The sequence below is a fragment of the Actinocorallia sp. B10E7 genome (assembly GCF_039871655.1).
GTDB lineage: Bacteria > Actinomycetota > Actinomycetes > Streptosporangiales > Streptosporangiaceae > Actinocorallia.
This window is the reverse complement of sequence record NZ_JBDPLZ010000005.1, coordinates 498,718-518,729: the sequence shown is the minus strand read 5'-3', so window position 1 is coordinate 518,729 and position 20,012 is coordinate 498,718. Positions and strand designations below refer to the sequence as shown.

Here is a 20,012-nt window from a genome sequence, read left to right as displayed (position 1 = left end):
TTCACTCAGCCGGAGCGACGCCGATCGGGCAGGAAACGCCCGTGCCGCCGATGCCGCAGTACCCGTTGGGGTTTTTACTGCTTGAAAGATACTGCTGGTGGTAGTCCTCGGCGAAGAAGAAGTCGGTGGCGGGGGCGATCTCTGTGGTGATCTCGCCGTAGCCGGCCTCGGTGAGGACCTTCTGGTAGGCCTCGCGGGAGGACTCGGCGGCCGAATGCTGGGCTTCGCCGCGGGTGTAGATCGCGGAGCGGTACTGGGTGCCGACGTCGTTGCCCTGGCGCATGCCCTGGGTGGGGTCGTGGGACTCCCAGAAGACCTTCAGGAGAGTCTCGTAGGAGATGCGGGACGGGTCGAAGACGACGCGGACGGCCTCGGCGTGGCCGGTGCGGCCCGAGCAGACCTCTTCGTAGGTGGGGTTGGGGGTGTAGCCGCCCGTGTAGCCGGCCGCGGTCGACAGGACGCCTTCCAACTGCCAGAACTTGCGTTCGGCGCCCCAGAAGCAGCCCAAGGCGAACTCCGCGACCTCGGCGCCGTCCGGGTAGGGCGGGGCCAGCGGGCCCGACAGAACGGCATGGCGGGGGGCGACCGGCACGGGGTTGTCCCTGCCGGGGAGCGCCTTCTCCGGTGTGACCATCTCAGCCTTCGCGAATCCGAACACGTTGTCAGGGTAACCGGTCCGGGCCGCGCCGCCCTCCTTCCTGGGGACGGCATGACATACCCGGGAAGGACATGAGTGACCCTATTATCACTCATTACAGCTTGATAGCCTGCGCGCATGGAAACGAAAAAGGGGTTGATATACGGCTTCGCGGCGTATGCCCTGTGGGGCCTCTTCCCCTTGTACTTTCCGCTCCTCAAGCCGGCCCGCGCGGACGAGGTCCTGGCCCACCGCATCGTCTGGACCCTGGTGGCGGTCGGGCTGCTGCTGACCGCCACCCGCAACTGGGGCTGGATCCGCCGCATGACCCGCCGCCAGTGGCTGCTCCTGTCCGTCGCCGCGGCGGTGATCGCGGTCAACTGGGGCACCTACATCGTCGCGGTCAACTCCGGCCACACCATCGAGGCCTCCCTCGGCTACTTCATCAATCCCCTGATCACCGTCCTGATGGGCGTCGTGCTGCTGCGGGAACGGCTGCGGCCCTGGCAGTGGGGCGCCCTGTCCGTCGGCACCGTCGCGGTGGTGGTGCTGACCCTCGACTACGGCAGGCCGCCGTGGATCGCGCTCATCCTGGCCCTGACGTTCGGCACCTACGGGCTGATGAAGAAGAGCGCCGCGATGCCCTCGGCCGAGAGCCTGACGGTCGAGGCCGCCGTCCTGACCCCGCCCGCGCTGGGGCTGATGGCCTGGACCCAGATCCAGGGCACCGCCGCCTTCGGGCACGCCGGCACCGGGAACGTCCTGCTGATCCTCAGCCTCGGCGTCGTCACCGCCGTCCCGCTGATGCTCTTCAACGCCTCCGCCCAGCACCTGCCGCTCACCAGCCTCGGGCTCCTGCAGTACGTCGCCCCGGTACTGCAGTTCCTGGTGGGACTCCTGATACAGCATGAGGCGATGCCCCCCAGCCGATGGCTGGGTTTCACCCTTGTTTGGGTGGCGTTGTCGGTACTGACCTGGGACGCTCTACGTACCGCCCGTAAAATCCGCTCCAGAGAACCGGTCACTGTCGCCGCTTGAGGCACTTGCACCGTTTGGTTCTCTTCGGCAGGCTTACCGCACGAACCACCCCGACTGTCCGGAGTTTCGCCCAGGTGAACAAGGTACTCGCGAGCTTGGTGTCCGGCACCGCGCTCACCGCCACGCTCGTCGTGCTCCAGCCTCCGGCCCCCGCGGAGGCCAAGGGGATCAGCCTCGCCGGCTCCCCCGCCCGCCTCACCCTCAAGATCAACAAGACCTACCAGGCCCGGCCGCTGTGGTGCGCGCCGGCCGGGGCCTCGATCTCCCTGGCGAAACTGGGCGTCAACGTCGGCCAGAAGACGCTCGCCAAGAAGATGAAGACCAAGTCCCCCTACGGCACCTACGACTACGACGCCGTCCGGGTCCTCAACTCCTACGCGAGCAAGAAGGGCTACCGCTTCTCCCTCGTCTACGACGTGAACAAGCCCGGCCGGCTGGCCAAGCGCGTCGTCCACGACGTCGGAGTGCTGCGCAGAGCCGTGCCGCTGCAGGTCTACATGAAGCGTCTTCCCTGGTACAAGGGCCTGATCGACGGCAACCCCGGGCACCTGATCGTCGCCTACGGCTACGACAAGAAGGCCAAGACCGTCACCATCTGGGACCCGTACAACTACTACTTCAACGGCGGCACCCACGTCATGCCGCTGAACAAGCTCGCCAAGGCCACGCAGTCGACGGACGGCGCCGCCGGCATGTTCTACCTCACCAAGGACTGAGGGCCCGGAGCCGAGCCCGCTGGAGGGGCCTCAGCCCGTCCGGGACACCACGTAGTCGCACAGGCTCGCCAGCGCGTCCCGCGCGGGCACGTCGGGCAGGGTGAGCAGCTCGGCACGGGCGTCCTCCGCCCACCGCCGGGTGTCGGCCTTGGCCCGCGCCATCGCCGGGTGCGCCCGCAGCAGGTCCAGCGCCTCGGCGTGGTCGCCGTCGTCCGTGATCGGCCCGGACAGCAGGTCCCGCAGCCGCGCGTCGGCCGGGTCGTCTCCCGCCAGGACGTGCAGCATCGGCAACGTCCGGATGCCCTCACGCAGGTCGGTGCCGGGAGTCTTGCCCGACTGCGCCGACTCGGACGCCACGTCCAGGATGTCGTCGGAGAGCTGGAAGGCGACGCCGATCTTCTCGCACGCCGAGGTCAGCGTGTCCACCACCGAGGACGGGGCCCCGGCCATCATCGCCCCGAACTGGCCCGAGGTCGCGATCAGCGAGGCGGTCTTGTCCGCGACCACCTGCAGGTAGTGCTTGAGCGGGTCGCCGTCGTCGGAGACCCCCACGGTCTCCTGGATCTGGCCCCGCACCAGCCGGGCGAACGTGCGGGCCTGGATCCGCACCGCCTCGGTGCCGAGGTCGGCCAGGAGGTCGGAGGCACGGGCGAACAGGTAGTCGCCCGTGAGGATCGCCACGGTGTTGGTCCACCGCGAGTTGGCGGACGCCTGGCCCCGCCGCAGCGGGGCCTCGTCCATCACGTCGTCGTGGTAGAGCGTCGCCAGATGGGTCAGCTCCACCACGACGGCGGACGGGACGACTCCCGGTGCTGACGGCTCGCCGAACCGCGAGGCCAGCAGCACCAGCATGGGCCGGAACCGCTTCCCACCGGCCGTCACCAGATGCTGGGACGCCTCGGTGAGCAGCGACTCCTCGCTGTCGACCGTCTCCAGCAGCAGGGACTCGACGTCCGCGAGCCCCTGCTGCATCTGCGCGGCGAGCGCGTCGTCCACTCGCAGACCGAACGGCACGGCAGCACCCACAGGAGTAGACCCTTCTAACGCACGAAAAGCTGACCGGCGGCCTGACCAGCCAAGTCCAGCAGCGGCTGCGGCAGCACGCCGAGTACCACAGTAGCCGCAAGCCCCAGGGCGACCGCCGCCGCGGTGGCCGGTGCCACCACCACGGACGGTCCTTCGGGCTCCGGATCGCTGAAGAACATGAGCACGATCACACGCACGTAGAAGAACGCGGCCACGGCGGAGCTGAGCACGCCGACCACCACCAGGGGCGCGGCCCCGCCCTCGACCGCGGCCCGGAACACCGCGAACTTCCCAGTGAACCCGCTGGTCAGCGGGATGCCGGCGAACGCCAGCAGGAAGAACGCGAAGATCCCCGCGACCGCCGGGGAGCGCTTGCCCAGCCCGGCCCAGCGGGACAGGTGCCCCGCCTCGCCGCTGGAGTCGCGCACCATCGTGACGACCGCGAAGGCGCCGATGGTCGTCGCGCCGTAGGCCGCCAGGTAGAACAGCACCGACGACAGGCCGTTCTCCGAGGTCGCGATCACGCCCGTGAGCAGGAAGCCCGCGTGCGCGACGGACGAGTAGGCCAGCATCCGCTTGATGTCCGTCTGGGTGATGGCGACGACCGCGCCGACGACCATCGTGAGGATGGCCACAGCCCACATCATCGGCCGCCAGTCCCAGCGCATGTTCTCCAGTGCGACGTAGAACACGCGCAGCAGCGCGCCGACGGCCGAGACCAGGGTCCCGGACGCCATGAGCGCGGTGACCGGGGTCGGCGCCCCCTGGTAGACGTCGGGCTTCCAGGAGTGGAACGGCACGGCGCCCACCTTGAACAGCAGCCCGACCGCCAGCAGCGCCACACCGCCGTACAGCAGCACGCCGGTGGCCTCCTGCGGCTGGACCCCGCCCGCGACCTCCGCCGGGACGATGGTCTGCCCCGTCTGGACGACCTGGGCGATGTCGCCGAGCGACATGCTGCCCGAGTACCCGTACAGCAGCGCGATCCCGAACAGGAAGAACGCCGAGGAGAACGAGCCGAGCAGGAAGTACTTGACCGCGGCCTCCTGCGAGAGTAGGCGGCGGCGCCGTGCCAGCCCGCACAGCAGGTACAGCGGCAGCGACATGACCTCCAGCGCCACGAACATCGTGAGCAGGTCGTTGGAGGCCGGGAACATCAGCATGCCGCCGACCGCGAACAGGGTGAGCGGGTAGATCTCGGTGTGCGCGGACCCGCCCGCCGAGGCCTTGGCCTCGGCCTCGGTGCCGGGCAGCGCCGCGGCCTGCGCCGCGAACGTGTCCTGCCTGCGGTCGGCGATGAGCAGCATGCTGAGCATCGCCAGCACCAGGATCGTGCCCTGGATGAAGAGCGTCGGCCCGTCGATGCCGAGCGCCCCTTCGGCCGCCACCTGGTGCGGGTCGCCGTTGACCGCCATGATGACGGTCCAGACGAACGCCGCGCCGAGTCCGGCGAACGCCAGCGGCACCTGGATCTTCGGCCGCCATTCCCGGCCGAAGACCGCCTCGACCAGGACGCCGAGCACCGCCGTCGCGAAGACGATCAGCAGCGGGGCGACGAGGTCGTATTCGATGTGCGGTGCGGGGATGTCCCCCGCGGCGAGAACTGAACCGGTCACGGCTTCACTCCCGTGCTAGTCGGAGCCTCTGCGACGGTGGGCTCCGGGTCGGTCTTCTCCACGACCGTCAGAGTGCGCTCCACGGAGGGGTTGATCACCTTGAGGATCGGCTGCGGGAAGAAGCCGAGCGCCACGATGATCGCCAGAATCGGCCCGATCGCGGCGAGCTCGCGCTTGCCCAGATCGGGGAAGCTGACCAGGGACGGACCGCCGGCGACCCGCTGGTAGACCCACAGGATGTAGATCGCGGCCAGCACGATGCCGGAGGTCGCGATGATCGCGGCCACCTTGTACTGCGAGAACGTCCCGACCAGCACCAGGAACTCCGAGACGAACGACGACAGCCCCGGCAGCGCCAGCCCGGACAGGCCCGCCACCAGGAACGTCCCCGCCAGCAGCGGCGCGACCTTCTGGACCCCGCCGTAGGCGTCGATCCGGGCCGAGCCGCCCCGGGAGATCAGGAACCCGACGGCCAGGAACAGCGCGCCGGTGGAGAACCCGTGGTTGACCATGTAGAGCATGGCGCCGGACTGGGCGGCCGTCGTCATCGCGAAGATGCCCAGCACGATGAACCCGAAGTGGCTGACCGACGTGTAGGCGATGAGCCGCTTGAGGTCGACCTGGCCGATGGCCAGGACCGCGCCGTAGACGATGCTGATCACCGCGAGGGTGATCACCACCGGGGTGGCCCACTTGGAGGCGCCGGGGAACAGCTCCAGGCAGAACCGGATCATGCCGTAGGTGCCGATCTTGTCGAGCACGCCGACGATCAGCACCAGCGCGCCCGCGGGGGCCTGCCCGGCGGTGTCCGGCAGCCAGGTGTGCACCGGCACCATCGGCGCCTTGATCGCGAACGCGATGAAGAAGCCGAGGAAGAGCCACTTGGCGGTGGTCGGGTGGATGTCCAGCCCGGTCAGCTCGGTCAGCAGGAACGAGTTCTTGCCGCCGACCACGTACAGGCCGATGACGGCGGCCAGCATGAGCAGCCCGCCGAACAGCGAGTACAGCAGGAACTTGACCGCCGCGTACGAGCGCTGCGGCCCGCCGTACCGGCCGATGAGGAAGTAGGCCGGGATGAGGATGGCCTCGAAGAAGACGTAGAAGAGGAAGACGTCGGTCGCCGCGAAGACGCCGATCATCATCGCTTCCATGAGGAGGATCAGCGCGAAGTACGTCTTCACCGAACGCTCGGGGACGTCGTCGCTGGAAGCCCCTCCGTACCGGTCGGCCGACGTCCAGCTGGCCAGCATGACCACCGGGACGAGGATGACCGACAGCAGGACGAGCGTCAGCGAGACTCCGTCGAGCCCGAGCGCCCAGTGGACGCCGAACGACTCGATCCACCAGTACGTCTCGGTGAGCTGGAACCTCTCGGTGGACGCGGTGTCGTACCCGAGGGCCACCACGATCGCGTAGACCGCGACGGCCACCGAGATCACCAGCGCGACCAGTTTGGCCAGGTCGTCCTTCCCCCTGGGCAGCAGGCCGACGGCCAGTGCCCCCAGGGCGGGAAGGGCGATGAGTGCGGTCAACATCAGAGCCTCACCACCAGCAGAGCGGCGACGAGGATGCCCGCGCCGAGGAACATGGACAGGGCGTAGGACCGGACGTAGCCGGTCTGCAGCCGCCGAACCCGGCCGGACGTGCCGCCGATGAGCGCGGCGAGGCCGTTGACGACCCCGTCCACGCCCCGGTTGTCGAAGAACACCGCGAGCCGGGTCAGCCACTGGCCGGGCCGCATGAGCAGCGACTCGTTCAGGGCGTCTCCGTACAGGTCCTTGCGGGCGAAGGTGGTGAGCGCCGAGCCCTGGGGCGCCGTCTCGGGCACCGGCCGGGCTCCGTACTTCACCCACGCGATGATCACGCCGATGACCACCAGCACCAGGGTGATGGTCCCGTTGAGGGTGAACAGGTGGTGCTCGGCGTGCGGGGTGCGGGTGACCGGCTCCAGGAAGGACCCGAACCGGTCGCCCAGCATGAGGAACGCGCCCATGCCGGCCGAGCCGAACGCCAGGACGATCAGCGGGACGGTCATCACGGCGGGCGACTCGTGCGGGTGCACGTCGGGGTCCCAGCGCTTCTGCCCGAAGAAGGTCATGAACATCAGCCGGGACATGTAGAACGCGGTGACGGCGGCGCCGACGATCGCGCACACGCCCAGGACCGCGTTCTGGTCCCAGGCCGCCTCGATGATGCCCTCCTTGGTGAAGAAGCCCGCGAACGGCGGCACTCCGATGATCGCGAGGTAGCCGAGGAAGAACGTCCCGAAGGTGATCGGCAGCATCTTGCGGAGCGCGCCGTACCTGCGCATGTTCACGTCGTCTTCCATCGCGTGCATGACCGAGCCCGCGCCCAGGAACATCCCGGCCTTGAAGAAGCCGTGCGTGATGAGGTGGCCGATGGCCACGACGTAGCCGACCGGGCCGAGGCCCGCGGCCAGCACCATGTAGCCGATCTGCGACATGGTCGAGCCGGCCAGGGCCTTCTTGATGTCGTCCTTGGCGCAACCGATGATCGCACCGGCGAGCAGCGTGGCCGCGCCGACGATGGTGACCACCAGCTGGGCGGTCGGGGACGCCTCGAAGATCGCGCCGGAGCGGACGATCAGGTAGACGCCCGCGGTGACCATGGTGGCCGCGTGGATGAGCGCCGACACCGGGGTCGGGCCCTCCATCGCGTCCAGGAGCCAGGACTGCAGCGGCAGCTGGGCGGACTTGCCGCAGGCGCCCAGCAGCAGGAGCAGGCCGAGCGCGGTCATGATGCCCTCGGACACCGCCGGGTCGTCCACCAGGCCGAAGACCTGCGTGTAGGAGACGGTGCCGAAGGTCGCGAACATGAGCATGATCGCGATCGCCAGGCCCAGGTCGCCGACCCGGTTGACGACGAACGCCTTCTTGGCCGCGACGGCGGCGGTGGGCTTGTGCTGCCAGAACCCGATGAGCAGGTACGAGGCGAGGCCCACGCCCTCCCAGCCGATGAACAGGCCGACGTAGTTGTCGGCCAGCACCAGCAGGAGCATGGCCGCCACGAACAGGTTCAGGTAGGCGAAGAACCTGCGCCGGCCGGTGTCCTCGTGCATGTAGCCGATGGAGTAGATGTGGATCAGCGTGCCGACGAACGTGATCAGCAGCACGAAGCTGATCGACAGCTGGTCCAGCAGCAGACCCATGTCGACGGTGACCGACCCGGTCTGGATGAACTGGTAGAGGTGCACGCCCCTGGCGCGCTCCTCGCCCGGGTAGCCGAGCATCTGCCAGAACATGAGGAAGCCGAGGACGAACGCGCCTCCCGACAGCGCGGTGGCCAGGTAGTGGCCCCACTTGTCGGTGACGCGTCCGCCCAGCAGCAGGATCGCCGAGCCCGCGAGGGGCAGGGCGATCAGCAGCCAGGCGAGCGACTGGAGCCCGGTGGCGGTGAGTTGTTGTTCCACGTCCCCAAGCCCCTCAGTACTTCAGCAGGCTCGCGTCGTCGACCGACGAGGACCTGCGGGAACGGAAGATGGTCATGATGATCGCGAGACCCACCACGACCTCGGCGGCGGCGACGACCATCACGAAGAACGCGATGACCTGCCCGTCCAGGTTGCCGTGCATCTTGGAGAAGCTCACGAAGGCGAGGTTCGTCGCGTTGAGCATGAGCTCGACGCACATGAACACCACGATGGCGTTGCGGCGGATCAGGACGCCCACCGCGCCGATGCTGAACAGGAGCGCGGAGAGCACTAGGTAGTGGGTCACTTCTGGGTCTCCCGTACTGCCTCGACGTCGGCCTCGGCCGCCTCGATCTCGGTCGCGCCCTCCAGGTCGGTGTGCCGGGACGCGGCGTCGCCGCGGCCGGTGAGCACCGGGTTGAGCGAGCGCTCGGCGACCGAGCCGTCCGGCAGCAGCGCGGGCATGTCGACCGCGTTGTGCCGGGCGTAGGTGCCCGAGCTGGGCAGGTTGCCCGGGTGCTCCCCGGACTTGAACCGCTGCTCGGACAGCTGGCGCTGGGTGGCCTTGGGCGAGGTGCGCTCCTTGTGCGCCAGCACCATCGCGCCGAGCGCCGCGGTGATCAGCAGGGCGCTGGTCACCTCGAAGGCGAACACGTACTTGTTGAAGATCAGCCGGGCCAGGCCGAGGACGTTGCCCTCGCCGTTGGCCGCGGCCAGCCCGGTGTCGTCCGCGAAGGCCGCGCCGCCGATGCCGAAGACCAGCAGCCCGGCGAAGCCCAGGCCGGCGATCGCGGCCCAGATCCGCTGGCCGGAGATCGTCTCCACCAGCGAGTCGACGGTCGCGACGCCGACCAGCATCAGCACGAACAGGAACAGCATCAGCACCGCGCCGGTGTAGACGATCACCTGCACGAACGCCAGGAACGGCGCCTCCTGGACCGCGTACAGCGCGGCCAGGCTGAGCATGACCACGGCCAGCAGCAGGGCCGAGTAGACGGCCTTGCGCTGGAAGATCATGCTGAGGGCGGCGGCCACCGAGACCACCGCCAGAATCCAGAACACGACCATCAGAAATCACCGTCCTTGGCGCCGAGGCCGAGGCGGTAGTAATCCTCTTCGGTCTCGCCGAGCCGCATCTCGTGCGGCGGCTGCTCCATGCCTTCGCGCAGCGGGGCGAGCAGCATCTCCTTGGTGTAGATCAGCGACTCGCGGCTGTCGTCGGCCAGCTCGTACTCGTTGGTCATGGTCAGCGCCCGGGTCGGGCACGCCTCGATGCACAGCCCGCACAGGATGCAGCGCAGGTAGTTGATCTGGTAGACCCGGCCGTAGCGCTCACCCGGAGAGAAGCGCTCGTCCTCGGTGTTGTCGCCCGCCTCGACGTAGATCGCGTCGGCGGGGCAGGCCCAGGCGCACAGCTCGCAGCCGATGCACTTCTCCAGCCCGTCCGGCCAGCGGTTGAGCTGGTGCCGGCCGTGGAACCGGGGCGCCGTGGGCTTCTTCACCTCCGGGTACTGGACCGTCTCCACCTTGGTGAACAGCTGGTGGAACGCGACTCCGAAGCCCTTGACCGGGTTCAGGAAGTCAGTGAACCCCACTTCCGACCTCCTTCTGCGGGGACGTCCCGTGGTAGTGCGGGGCGTCCATCGGCGGGACCGGGAAGCCACCCGCGAACGGGTCCTTCCGCTCGGCCTTCTCAGCGCTCGCGGCCTGTCCCGGTTCGAGCTTCTTGTCCTTGCGGAGCATGTCGTAGACGACCGAGCCGCCCAGGGCCAGCGCCACCACGACCGCGGCGACGACGACCAGGGCGCCGGTGCCGTAGCCCTCCTGGGTGAGCGCCCGCATGGTGGCCACCAGCAGGATCCAGCCCAGCGAGAACGGGATCAGCACCTTCCAGCCCAGCTTCATCAGCTGGTCGTAGCGGACCCGGGGGAGGGAGCCGCGCAGCCAGATGAAGAAGAAGATGAAGGCCCAGATCTTGATCATGAACCACAGGACCGGCCACCAGCCCTCGTTGGCGCCGGCCCACACGGTGGAGATCGGCGCCGGGGCCCGCCAGCCGCCCAGGAACAGGGTGGTGGCCAGGGCCGAGAGGGTGGCGAGGTTGATGTACTCGGCGAGGAAGAACATCGCGAACTTCAGCGACGAGTACTCGGTGTGGAAGCCGGCGACCAGCTCGCCCTCGCCCTCGGGCAGGTCGAACGGGATGCGGTTCGACTCGCCCATCATCGTGATCACGTAGACCACGAAGGAGGGCAGCAGCGCCACCGCGAACCAGCGGTCGGCCTGGGCCGCGACGATGCCGGACGTGGAGAGCGTCCCGGAGAAGAGGAACACCGCCACGAACGACAGGCCCATCGCGATCTCGTAGGAGATCACCTGGGCGCTGGAGCGCAGCCCGCCCAGCAGCGAGTAGGGCGACATGGACGACCAGCCCGCCAGCACGATCCCGTAGACGCCGATGGAGGCCATCGCCAGCACCAGCAGGACCGCCACCGGGAGGTCGGTGCCCTGCAGGGGCGTCTGGTGGCCGAAGACCGAGACGGTCGGCCCGAACGGGATGATGGCGAACGAGATGAACGCCGGGATCGCGGCGACCACCGGGGCCGTCCAGAAGATGATCTTGTCGACGCCCGCGGGGACGATGTCCTCCTTCAGGGCCAGCTTCACACCGTCGGCCAGTCCCTGCAGCAGGCCGAACGGCCCGGTGCGGTTGGGGCCGACGCGCAGCTGCATCCTGCCGATGACGCGGCGTTCCACCCACATCGACATCAGCACGGTCAGGACCAGGAAGACGAAGATGACCAGCACCTTGCCGAGCATCAGCCACCACGGGTCCTGGCCGAATGCGGGGAGCGACGGATCGGGACCCATCAGCCCACACCTCCGATCTTCACGATGCTGCCGGTCGTGGCGCCGAGCTCACGCAGCAGGTTCTTGCCGGACGAGTTGCCCGGCAGCCAGATGACGCCCTCGGGCAGGTCGTCGATCCGCAGCGGGACCGTGATCGCGCCCTCGTCGGTGGAGACGGTGACCAGGCCGTTCAGCCCGTTCTCCGCCGCGGTCTTGGCCGACACGCGGGCGACCGCGGGACGGGCCGTGCCCTTCAGGTGCGGCTCCCCGTCCTGCATGCGGCCGTCGTCGAGCAGCAGCCGCCAGGTGGCCAGCACCGCCTCGCCCGAACCCGGGGTGAAGGTGAAGTCCGCCAGCGTGCCCGGCGCGTCGGGACGCTCGCCCCGGTAGGCGCCGAGCTCGGCGAGCTCCCTGCGGGCCGCCGCGGGGTCGGGCAGCCCCAGGTGCACGTCCAGCTCGTCGGCGAGCGCGCCCAGCACCCGCAGGTCGGACATGGCGCTCGGCACCTTCAGCGCCGTCTCGAACGGGCGGCCCCTGCCCTCCCAGTTCACGAACGTCCCGGACTTCTCCTGGACGGTCGCGACCGGCAGCACCACGTCGGCGCGGTCGGTGACCGCGCTGACCCGCTGCTCCAGGCTGACGATGAAGCCGGTCTCCTCCAGCGCGGTCAGCGCGAACCGCGGGTGCTCCAGGTCGTGGGGGTCGACCCCGCCGACGACCAGCGCCTCGATCTCGCCGGACGCGGCCGCGGCCAGGATGTGCGCGGCGTCGCGGCCGGGCTCGTCCGGCAGGCTGCTCACGCCCCAGACCCGCGCGACCTCGACCCGGGCCGCGGCGTTGCCGACCGGGCGGCCGATCGGCAGCAGGTCCGGCAGCGCGCCGGCCTCCAGCGCCCCGCGCTCACCGGCGCGCCGCGGCACCCAGGCCAGCCGGGCCCCGGTGTTCTGCGCCAGCCGCACCGCGGCGCTCAGCGCCCCGGTGGTCTGGGCGAGCCGCTCGCCGACCAGGATGACGGAGCCTTCGGCCTGCAGGGCCTCTGCCGCCTCACCGCTGATGCTCAGCGCTTCCGGCTCGCCGCCCGGACCGGCCTGCAGCAGCCGGCCCTTGAGCTTGCGCAGCCCGTCCGTGGCGAACGGGGCGATGGACAGGACCTTCAGGCCCTTCTTGCGCACCGCCTTGCGCAGCCGCAGGAAGACGATCGGCGACTCCTCCTCGGGCTCGAAGCCCGCGAGGAGCACGACAGGCGCGTTCTCCAGGTCCTGGTAGGAGACCTCGATGCCGTGCCCGGCGACGCCGTAGGCCAGGAACTCGGCCTCCTCGACGCTGTGCGGGCGGGCCCGGAAGTCGATGTCGTTGGTGCCCAGGGCGATGCGGGCGAACTTGGAGTACGCGTAGGCGTCCTCCAGGGTCAGCCGTCCGCCGGTCAAGACACCCGTCTTCTTCCCGGCCAGGCCCGCCGCCGCGACGGCGAGAGCCTCGGGCCACGAGGCGGGCTCCAGCACGCCCTCCGCGTTGCGGACCAGCGGGTAGCGCAGCCGGTCCGGCTCGGTGGCGTAGGTGAAGGCCCAGCGGCCCTTGTCGCAGTTCCACTCCTCGTTGACCTGCGGGTCGTCACCAGCCAGGCGCCGGGTGACCTTGCCGCGCCGCTGGTCGGTGCGCTGGGCGCAGCCGGACGCGCAATGCTCGCACACCGACGGCACGGACACCAGGTCGAACGGCCGGGCCCGGAACCGGTAGGCGGCGCCGGTCAGCGCGCCGACCGGGCAGATCTGCACGGTGTTGCCGGAGAAGTAGGACGAGAACGGCTTGCCGTCCGCCGTGCCCACCTGTTCCTTCGCGCCGCGCTCGAAGAGGTCGATGAAGGGGTCGCCGGCGATCTGCTCGGAGAACCGGGTGCACCGGGCGCACTGCACGCAGCGCTCCCGGTCCAGCAGCACCTGCGACGACAGCGGCAGCGGCTTGGGGAACGTGCGCTTGCGCTCGGCGAACCGCGACTCGCCCCGCCCGTTGGACATCGCCTGGTTCTGCAGGGGGCACTCGCCGCCCTTGTCGCAGACCGGGCAGTCCAGCGGGTGGTTGATGAGCAGGAACTCCATCACGCCCTTCTGCGCCTTGTCGGCGACCGGGGACGTGAGCTGGGTGTTGACGACCATGCCGTCGGCGACCGGGATGGTGCAGGACGCCTGCGGCTTGGGGAAGCCCCGGCCGTTGCCGGCGTCGGGGATGTCCACCAGGCACTGGCGGCACGCGCCCACCGGGTCGAGCAGCGGATGGTCGCAGAACCGCGGGATCTGGACACCGAGCAGTTCGGCGGCCCGGATGACCAGCGTGCCCTTGGGGACGCTGATCTCGAAGCCGTCGATGGTCAGGGTGACCAGGTCTTCCTGCGGAACGACGCCCGTTTCGGACGTGGCAGTCATTTATGCCCCCCACTTCGTGGACTTGGCGGGGTCGAAGGGGCACCCGCCGTGGGAGAAGTGCGCCAGGTACTCCTCGCGGAAGTACTTGATCGAGGAGTGGATCGGGCTGGTCGCGCCGTCGCCCAGGGCGCAGAACGACCGTCCGAGGATGTTGTCGGCGATGTCGTTGAGGGTCGACAGGTCCTCTTCGGTGCCCTGGCCGGCCTCCAGCCGCTTCATCAGCTGCTTCAGCCAGTAGGTGCCCTCACGGCACGGCGTGCACTTGCCGCAGGACTCGTGCGCGTAGAACTCCGTCCAGCGCAGCACGGACCGCACCACGCAGGTCGTCTCGTCGAAGATCTGCAGCGCCCGGGTGCCCAGCATCGATCCGGCCGCGCCGACGGACTCGAAGTCCAGCGGGACGTCGAGGTGCTCGGCGGTGAAGATCGGCGTGGAGGAGCCTCCGGGTGTCCAGAACTTCAGCTCGTGGCCCTCGCGGATGCCTCCGGCCATCTCCAGCAGCTCGCGCAGCGTGATGCCCAGCGGCGCCTCGTACTGGCCGGGCCGCCTGACGTGCCCCGACAGGGAGAAGATGCCGAAGCCCTTGGACTTCTCGGTGCCCATGGAGGCGAACCAGTCGGCGCCGCGGCCCACGATCGAGGGAACCGAGGCGATCGACTCGACGTTGTTCACCACGGTGGGCCCGCCGTAGAGGCCCGCGACGGCCGGGAAGGGAGGCTTCAGCCGGGGCTGGCCCCGGAACCCCTCGAGAGAGTCCAGAAGCGCGGTCTCCTCGCCGCAGATGTAGGCACCGGCTCCGGCGTGCACCACGAGGTCCAGGTCGAACCCGGACCCGAGGATGTCCTTGCCTAGGTAGCCGGCCTCGTAGGCCTCCTGCACCGCCTGCCGGAGCCTGCGGATGACGTGGAGGACCTCGCCGCGCACATAGATGAACGCCTGGTGCGCGCCGATCGCGTACGAGCTGATGATGACGCCTTCGACCAGCACGTGCGGGTCGGCCATCATCAACGGGATGTCCTTGCAGGTGCCCGGCTCGGACTCGTCGGCGTTGACCACCAGGTAGGTGGGCTTGCCCGTGCCCTGGGCGAGGAAGCCCCACTTCATGCCGGTGGGGAATCCCGCGCCGCCGCGGCCGCGCAGACCGGAGTCCTTGACGGCGTCGACGATCGCCGAGGGCTCCATGCCCAGCGCCTTGCGCAACGACTGGTAGCCGCCGTTGCGCTCGTAAGCCGTGCGCGTGAACGAGTCGGCCTGGTCCCAGTGCTTGGTGAGAACGGGAGTCAAGGTGGTCACGGGGCCTCCCACCCCTTCTCCTTGGCCAGCTCCACGCCGACCCGGGACTCCGGACCGGCCTGGACGCCCTCGTGGGCGCGGCCGTCGTTGAACCCGGCCAGCACCCGGGATGCCTCCTTGAACGAGCAGATGCCGTTCGCGCCGCGGGTGGGCGGCACCGGCCGTCCGGCCCGCAGGTCGTCGACGAGCTGCTTGGCGCTTTCGGGCGTCTGGTTGTCGTAGAACTCCCAGTTCACCATCATGACCGGCGCGTAGTCGCAGGCCGCGTTGCACTCCAGGCGCTCGAGGGAGATCTTGCCGTCCTCGGTGGCCTGGTCGTGTCCGACGCCGACGTGCTCGCTCAGCGACTCCCAGATCTCGTCGCCGCCGAGCACCGCGCACAGCGTGTTGACGCACACGCCCACGTGGTACTCGCCCATCGGCGCCCGCTTGTACTGGGTGTAGAAGGTCGCGACGCCGACCACCTGCGCCGGGGTCACGTCCAGCATGTCGGCGCAGAACTGCACGCCTTCCTGGGTGATGTGCCCGTCCAGCGACTGCACCAGGTGCAGCAGCGGCAGCAGCGCGCTGCGCGGCTGCGGGTAACGGGCGATGATCTCCTTCGCGTCCTGTTCCAGACGCTGTCTGGTCTCCACGTCGTACGGGGAGCCCTCGGGGAAGTGACTCAACGGTCAACGCCTCCCATCACGGGGTCGATGGACGCGACCGCGGCGATGACGTCGGCGACGAAGGAGCCTTCGCACATCGCGGCCGTGGCCTGCAGGTTGGTGAACGACGGGTCGCGGAAGTGGACCCGGTAGGGCCGGGTGCCGCCGTCGGAGACGACGTGCGCGGACAGCTCGCCGCGCGGCGACTCGACCGACGCGTAGGCCTGGCCGGCCGGGACCCGGAAGCCCTCGGTCACCAGCTTGAAGTGGTGGATCAGCGCCTCCATGGACTCGCCCATGATGTGCCCGATGTGGGCGGGCGAGTTGCCCATGCCGTCGGTGCCGATCGCCAGCTGGGCGGGCCAGCCGATCTTCTTGTCCTCGATCATCACCGGGCCGTCCTTGGCCGAGCCCTTGGTGAGCCGCTCCACGCACTGCTCGACGATCTTCAGCGACTCCTCCATCTCGGCGATCCGGACGAGGTAGCGCCCGTACACGTCGCAGGTGTCCTGCGTGTGCACCTTGAAGTCGTAGGTCTCGTAACCGCAGTACGGCTGGGACTTGCGCAGGTCCCACGGCAGGCCGGTGGCGCGCAGCACCGGGCCGGTGATGCCCAGGGCCATGCAGCCGGTCAGGTCCAGGTACGCGATGTCCTTGGTCCGCGCCAGGTAGATCGGGTTGGCGTCCAGCAGCTTGCGCATCTGCTGGAAGCGCTCGGGCATGCGCTTGAGGTAGTCGCGCAGCTTGGAGATGGTGCCGGGCCCGAGGTCCTGGGCCACGCCGCCGGGGCGGACGTAGGCCATGTTCATGCGCAGCCCGGTGATCTCCTCGAACAGGTCGAGGGTGTACTCGCGCTCGATGAACCCGTTGAGCATGACCGTGGTCGCGCCCAGCTCCAGGCCGAACGTGGCGATCGCCACCAGGTGGGAGGAGATCCGGTTGAGCTCCATCATGAGCACCCGGATGACGTTGGCCCGCTCGGGGATGCGGTCGGTGACGCCCAGCAGCTTCTCGACGGCCAGGCAGTACGCGGTCTCGTTGAAGATCGGAGCCAGGTAGTCCATCCGGGTGCAGAACGTGGTGCCCTGCGTCCAGGTCCGGAACTCCATGTTCTTCTCGATGCCGGTGTGCAGGTAGCCGATGCCGACCTGCACCTTCTCGACCGTCTCGCCGTCGAGCGTCAGGATCAGCCGCAGCACGCCGTGGGTGGACGGGTGCTGCGGGCCCATGTTGACCACGAGCCGCTCGTCGGTGTCGGTGTCCTTGGCGCCCTCGACGACCTCGTCCCAGTCGGCGCCGGCGAGGTTGAACACCTTGCCCTCGGTCGACCCGTCGTCGGTCGCTCCGGCCTTGTACGCGTCGTAGGTGGTGGTCATGAGTACGACCTCCGCTCGTCCGGCGGCGGGATCTCCGCGCCGCGGTACTCGACGGGGATGCCGCCGAGGGGATAGTCCTTGCGTTGGGGGTGGCCCACCCAGTCGTCGGGCATCTCGATCCGGGTCAGCGCGGGGTGTCCGTCGAAGACGATCCCGAAGAAGTCCCAGGTCTCCCGTTCGTGCCAGTCGGCCGTGGGGTAGACCGGCGTCAGGGAGTCGACGTGGGGGTCCGCGTCCGGTATCCCGACCTCCAGCCGGATCCGCCGGTTGTGGGTGATCGAGAGCAGGTGGTAGACGGCGTGCAGCTCGCTGCCGGTCTCCTGCGGATAGTGCACGCCCGACACGCCCGACAGCAGCTCGAAGCGCAGCGTGGGCTCGTCGCGCAGCGTCCTGGCCAGCTCCAGCAGCCGTTCGCGCTTCACGTGGAAAGTTATCTCTCCGCGATGAACCACGACCCGCTCGATCGCGTCAGAGAAACCGGACCGCTCCAGTTCGTCGGCGATCTCGTCGAAGTACTCCCCGTAGGGGCGGGGCGTGGATTCCCCCGCGGGCTGCGTCACCACCAGCCTGCCGTACCCGGAGGTGTCACCGGTCGTGTTCGCCCCGAACATGCCCCGGCGCTTGACGATGTCGCTCATGGCCGCGCTCCCGACTGGCCCAGCAGCGGCAGCTGCCGGAGCTTCGCCTTCTCCAGTTCCTGGATCTGCCGCTCCCGCTGCACGCCCAGCTTGGTGTTCTGGATCTTGTCGTGCAGTTTGAGGATGGCGTCCAGCAGCATCTCGGGCCGTGGGGGGCATCCTGGCAGGTAGATGTCCACTGGTACGATGTGGTCCACCCCTTGCACGATCGCGTAGTTGTTGAACATGCCTCCAGAAGACGCACAGACACCCATCGCGATCACCCACTTGGGTTCCGACATCTGGTCATAGACCTGCCGCAGGACCGGCGCCATCTTCTGGCTGACCCGTCCAGCCACGATCATCAGGTCCGCCTGCCTCGGCGATCCCGAAGCACGTTCCATGCCCCACCGGGAGAAGTCGTGCCGGGGGTCGCCCGCGGCCATCATCTCGATGGCGCAGCAGGCGAGCCCGAAGGTCGCCGGCCAGACGGAGCTCTTGCGTGCCCAGCCGGCCACCTGCTCGACCGTGGTGAGCAGGAACCCGCTGGGAAGTTTCTCTTCCAGACCCATGTGATCAGTCCCACTCCAAGCCGCCGCGCCGCCAGACGTAGGCGTACGCGACGAGGACGGTGACGATGAACAAAACCATCTCGATGAGACCGAAGATCCCCAGCCCGTCGAAGGCGACGGCCCAGGGGTACAAGAAGATGATCTCAATGTCGAAGACGATGAAGAGCATCGCCGTGAGGTAGTACTTCACGGGGAAGCGTCCGCCGCCGACCGGTTGCGGAGTCGGCTCGATTCCGCACTCGTAGGCTTCGAGCTTCGCCCTGTTCCAGCGTTTCGGCCCGGTGAAGGCCGCCATGATCACCGAACCGATGGCGAAGGCCGCCGCCAGCGCACCGAGTACGACGATCGGGTAGTAGAGGTCCACGGGTTTACACACCCCCCTCATAGCTCGTGATCCATCTCACCCGTGTGAGCTGGATCATCCTAGTGAGAACGCACATTGGTCCGTACCAGTGGGTTCAGTTGTGGTTAGAAATCAGGCGTCCGGGGCAATCCGGGTCATCGCATTGATGACCCGGTCCATCGCGTCCCCGCCACGCGGGTCGGTGAGGTTCGCCAGCAGCTTCAGCGTGAACCGCATCAGCGTCGGGTGCGGCATGCCGTGCCGGGTGGCGAACTTCATCACCCGCGGGTCGCCGATGGCCTTCACGAAGATCCGTCCGATCGTGAAGTACCCCCCGTGCTCCTCCTTGAGGATGCGCGGGTACTCATAAAGCGCCCGTTCCCGCTGGGCGGCGGTCGGCCTGGCCAGCGCCTGCACGATGATGTCGGCGGCCAGGTGGCCCGATTCCATCGCGTAGTCGATGCCCTCGCCGTTGAACGGGTTGACCATTCCCCCGGCGTCGCCCACCAGGAGCAGACCCCGGGAGTAGTGCGGCTGCCGGTTGAATCCCATCGGCAGAGCCGCGCCGCGGATCGGCCCCGTCGCGTGTTCCTCGTCGAACTGCCATTCCTTGGGCATTCCGGCGGTCCAGCGGCGGAGCATCTCGCGGTAGTCGGTGTTCTGGAAGGACTTGGAGGTGTTCAGCAGCCCGAGCCCGACGTTCGAGGTGCCGTTCCCGCACCCGAACACCCAGCCGTAACCGGGCAGAAGCCGATCGCCGTCCCACAGTTCCAGCCATGACTCGAGGTAGTCGTCTTCATGGCGCGGCGTCTCGTAGTAGCGCCGGACCGCGACGCCCATCGGCCGGTCCTCGCGCTTGCGGATGCCCATGGCCAGGGCCAGCCGGGCGGAGTTGCCGTCGGCCGCCACGACGAGCGGCGCGCGGAACTCCCGGCCGTCCTTGGTCCGCACCCCGCTCACCCGGTCGGTGCGCTCGTCGATGATCGGCTCGGTGACCGTGGTGCCCTGCAGCAGGGTGGCGCCCGCCTTCACCGCGTGCTCGGCCAGCAGCCGGTCCAGGTCCATGCGCGGGCGGACCAGCCCGAAGTCGGGGAAGGTGGCGAGCTCGGGCCAGGGCAGCTCCAGCCGCACTCCCCCGCCGTAGATGCGCAGGCCCTTGTTGCGGATCCAGCCGGGCGCGTTGATGTCCACGCCCATGGCGATGAGCTGCCGTACCGCGCGGGGGGTGAGGCCGTCCCCGCAGATCTTGTCCCGCGGGAAGGTGGCCTTCTCCAGAAGGAGAACCTTCAGACCCGTCTGCGCCAGGTAGTAGGCCGTGGTCGAGCCGGCCGGGCCGGCCCCCACGACGATCACGTCGGCGGCTTCGGGGGAATGCTCGCTCAACTTCCAACCCTCTTCGTCGCTACGCTGCGGCAAGTGCGTTTGTGAACT

The 20,012-nt window shown here is 68.9% G+C and carries 19 protein-coding genes; 2 read left to right on the top strand and 17 right to left on the bottom strand.

Translation table 11 applies throughout. From position 1 onward, the window contains the following. Position 1: 1 nt before the first annotated feature. Entirely contained in the window at positions 2-658 is a 657-nt protein-coding gene (msrA, locus tag ABGB12_RS20240; protein ID WP_347680134.1) for a peptide-methionine (S)-S-oxide reductase MsrA, read from the bottom strand. 117 nt (positions 659-775) lie between these two features. On the opposite strand from msrA, the gene rarD reads away from it, so the two are divergent. Both rarD and ABGB12_RS20230 read left to right on the top strand, forming a co-directional pair. After that, the gene (gene rarD / locus ABGB12_RS20235) at positions 776-1,675 is read left to right on the top strand and encodes an EamA family transporter RarD (protein WP_347680132.1); all 900 of its coding nucleotides are present in this window, start codon (positions 776-778) and stop codon (positions 1,673-1,675) included. A 74-nt stretch (positions 1,676-1,749) separates the two neighbouring features. Then, positions 1,750-2,391, top strand: a complete 642-nt coding sequence (locus ABGB12_RS20230) for a C39 family peptidase (protein WP_347680130.1) — start codon at positions 1,750-1,752, stop codon at positions 2,389-2,391. A gap of 30 nt (positions 2,392-2,421) precedes the next feature. On the opposite strand, the gene ABGB12_RS20225 is transcribed toward ABGB12_RS20230, so the two are convergent. The 16 genes from ABGB12_RS20225 to ABGB12_RS20150 all read right to left on the bottom strand — a co-directional run bounded on the left by ABGB12_RS20225 (position 2,422) and on the right by ABGB12_RS20150 (position 19,964). Further along, positions 2,422-3,363 (bottom strand): polyprenyl synthetase family protein, encoded by a 942-nt coding sequence (locus tag ABGB12_RS20225; protein WP_347680662.1) that lies wholly within the window; start codon positions 3,361-3,363, stop codon positions 2,422-2,424. Between the two features lie 68 nt (positions 3,364-3,431). After that, entirely contained in the window at positions 3,432-5,033 is a 1,602-nt protein-coding gene (gene nuoN / locus ABGB12_RS20220) for an NADH-quinone oxidoreductase subunit NuoN (RefSeq protein ID WP_347680128.1), read from the bottom strand. Continuing rightward, complete coding sequence (locus ABGB12_RS20215; protein ID WP_347680126.1) at positions 5,030-6,568, bottom strand: NADH-quinone oxidoreductase subunit M; 1,539 nt, start codon at positions 6,566-6,568, stop codon at positions 5,030-5,032. Before ABGB12_RS20215 ends, nuoN begins: the two co-directional genes overlap by 4 nt. Then, the gene (gene nuoL, locus ABGB12_RS20210) at positions 6,568-8,463 is read right to left on the bottom strand and encodes an NADH-quinone oxidoreductase subunit L (RefSeq protein WP_347680124.1); all 1,896 of its coding nucleotides are present in this window, start codon (positions 8,461-8,463) and stop codon (positions 6,568-6,570) included. The genes ABGB12_RS20215 and nuoL overlap by 1 nt, the downstream gene beginning before the upstream one ends. A 13-nt stretch (positions 8,464-8,476) precedes the next feature. Beyond that, positions 8,477-8,770 carry an NADH-quinone oxidoreductase subunit NuoK gene (gene nuoK / locus ABGB12_RS20205; RefSeq protein WP_347680122.1) on the bottom strand — a complete coding sequence of 98 codons (294 nt, stop codon included), beginning with the start codon at positions 8,768-8,770 and terminating at the stop codon, positions 8,477-8,479. Then, entirely contained in the window at positions 8,767-9,531 is a 765-nt protein-coding gene (locus tag ABGB12_RS20200; protein ID WP_347680120.1) for an NADH-quinone oxidoreductase subunit J, read from the bottom strand. Before ABGB12_RS20200 ends, nuoK begins: the two co-directional genes overlap by 4 nt. Then, a complete protein-coding gene (gene nuoI, locus ABGB12_RS20195; protein WP_344243825.1) occupies positions 9,531-10,058 on the bottom strand; it encodes an NADH-quinone oxidoreductase subunit NuoI in 528 nt (175 codons plus the stop codon). Before nuoI ends, ABGB12_RS20200 begins: the two co-directional genes overlap by 1 nt. After that, entirely contained in the window at positions 10,045-11,334 is a 1,290-nt protein-coding gene (gene nuoH, locus ABGB12_RS20190; protein ID WP_347680118.1) for an NADH-quinone oxidoreductase subunit NuoH, read from the bottom strand. Before nuoH ends, nuoI begins: the two co-directional genes overlap by 14 nt. Beyond that, a complete protein-coding gene (locus ABGB12_RS20185) occupies positions 11,334-13,733 on the bottom strand; it encodes an NADH-quinone oxidoreductase subunit G (protein ID WP_347680116.1) in 2,400 nt (799 codons plus the stop codon). Before ABGB12_RS20185 ends, nuoH begins: the two co-directional genes overlap by 1 nt. Further along, the gene (gene nuoF / locus ABGB12_RS20180; protein WP_347680115.1) at positions 13,734-15,026 is read right to left on the bottom strand and encodes an NADH-quinone oxidoreductase subunit NuoF; all 1,293 of its coding nucleotides are present in this window, start codon (positions 15,024-15,026) and stop codon (positions 13,734-13,736) included. Further along, positions 15,023-15,694, bottom strand: coding sequence for an NADH-quinone oxidoreductase subunit NuoE (gene nuoE / locus ABGB12_RS20175; RefSeq protein WP_347680113.1), 672 nt, complete (start codon positions 15,692-15,694; stop codon positions 15,023-15,025). Before nuoE ends, nuoF begins: the two co-directional genes overlap by 4 nt. Beyond that, positions 15,691-17,049 carry an NADH-quinone oxidoreductase subunit D gene (locus ABGB12_RS20170; protein ID WP_347680111.1) on the bottom strand — a complete coding sequence of 453 codons (1,359 nt, stop codon included), beginning with the start codon at positions 17,047-17,049 and terminating at the stop codon, positions 15,691-15,693. The genes nuoE and ABGB12_RS20170 overlap by 4 nt, the downstream gene beginning before the upstream one ends. Further along, on the bottom strand, positions 17,046-17,687 hold the full coding sequence (locus ABGB12_RS20165) for an NADH-quinone oxidoreductase subunit C (protein ID WP_347680109.1): 642 nt from the start codon (positions 17,685-17,687) through the stop codon (positions 17,046-17,048). Before ABGB12_RS20165 ends, ABGB12_RS20170 begins: the two co-directional genes overlap by 4 nt. Continuing rightward, entirely contained in the window at positions 17,684-18,238 is a 555-nt protein-coding gene (locus ABGB12_RS20160; protein ID WP_347680107.1) for an NADH-quinone oxidoreductase subunit B family protein, read from the bottom strand. The genes ABGB12_RS20165 and ABGB12_RS20160 overlap by 4 nt, the downstream gene beginning before the upstream one ends. Before the next feature lie 4 nt (positions 18,239-18,242). Then, complete coding sequence (locus ABGB12_RS20155; RefSeq protein ID WP_347680105.1) at positions 18,243-18,602, bottom strand: NADH-quinone oxidoreductase subunit A; 360 nt, start codon at positions 18,600-18,602, stop codon at positions 18,243-18,245. A 111-nt stretch (positions 18,603-18,713) separates the two neighbouring features. After that, positions 18,714-19,964 (bottom strand): geranylgeranyl reductase family protein, encoded by a 1,251-nt coding sequence (locus ABGB12_RS20150; RefSeq protein WP_347680103.1) that lies wholly within the window; start codon positions 19,962-19,964, stop codon positions 18,714-18,716. Positions 19,965-20,012 lie beyond the last annotated feature (48 nt).

Coding starts and splice junctions, on each gene's coding strand:
- nuoH (WP_347680118.1), bottom strand. CDS start 11,334: ATGGGTCCCGATCCGTCGCTCCCCGCATTCGGCCAGGACCCGTGGTGG.
- rarD (WP_347680132.1), top strand. CDS start 776: ATGGAAACGAAAAAGGGGTTGATATACGGCTTCGCGGCGTATGCCCTG.
- ABGB12_RS20215 (WP_347680126.1), bottom strand. CDS start 6,568: ATGTTGACCGCACTCATCGCCCTTCCCGCCCTGGGGGCACTGGCCGTC.
- ABGB12_RS20225 (WP_347680662.1), bottom strand. CDS start 3,363: ATGCAGCAGGGGCTCGCGGACGTCGAGTCCCTGCTGCTGGAGACGGTC.
- ABGB12_RS20200 (WP_347680120.1), bottom strand. CDS start 9,531: ATGGTCGTGTTCTGGATTCTGGCGGTGGTCTCGGTGGCCGCCGCCCTC.
- ABGB12_RS20160 (WP_347680107.1), bottom strand. CDS start 18,238: ATGGGTCTGGAAGAGAAACTTCCCAGCGGGTTCCTGCTCACCACGGTC.
- ABGB12_RS20170 (WP_347680111.1), bottom strand. CDS start 17,049: ATGACCACCACCTACGACGCGTACAAGGCCGGAGCGACCGACGACGGG.
- ABGB12_RS20185 (WP_347680116.1), bottom strand. CDS start 13,733: ATGACTGCCACGTCCGAAACGGGCGTCGTTCCGCAGGAAGACCTGGTC.
- ABGB12_RS20165 (WP_347680109.1), bottom strand. CDS start 17,687: ATGAGCGACATCGTCAAGCGCCGGGGCATGTTCGGGGCGAACACGACC.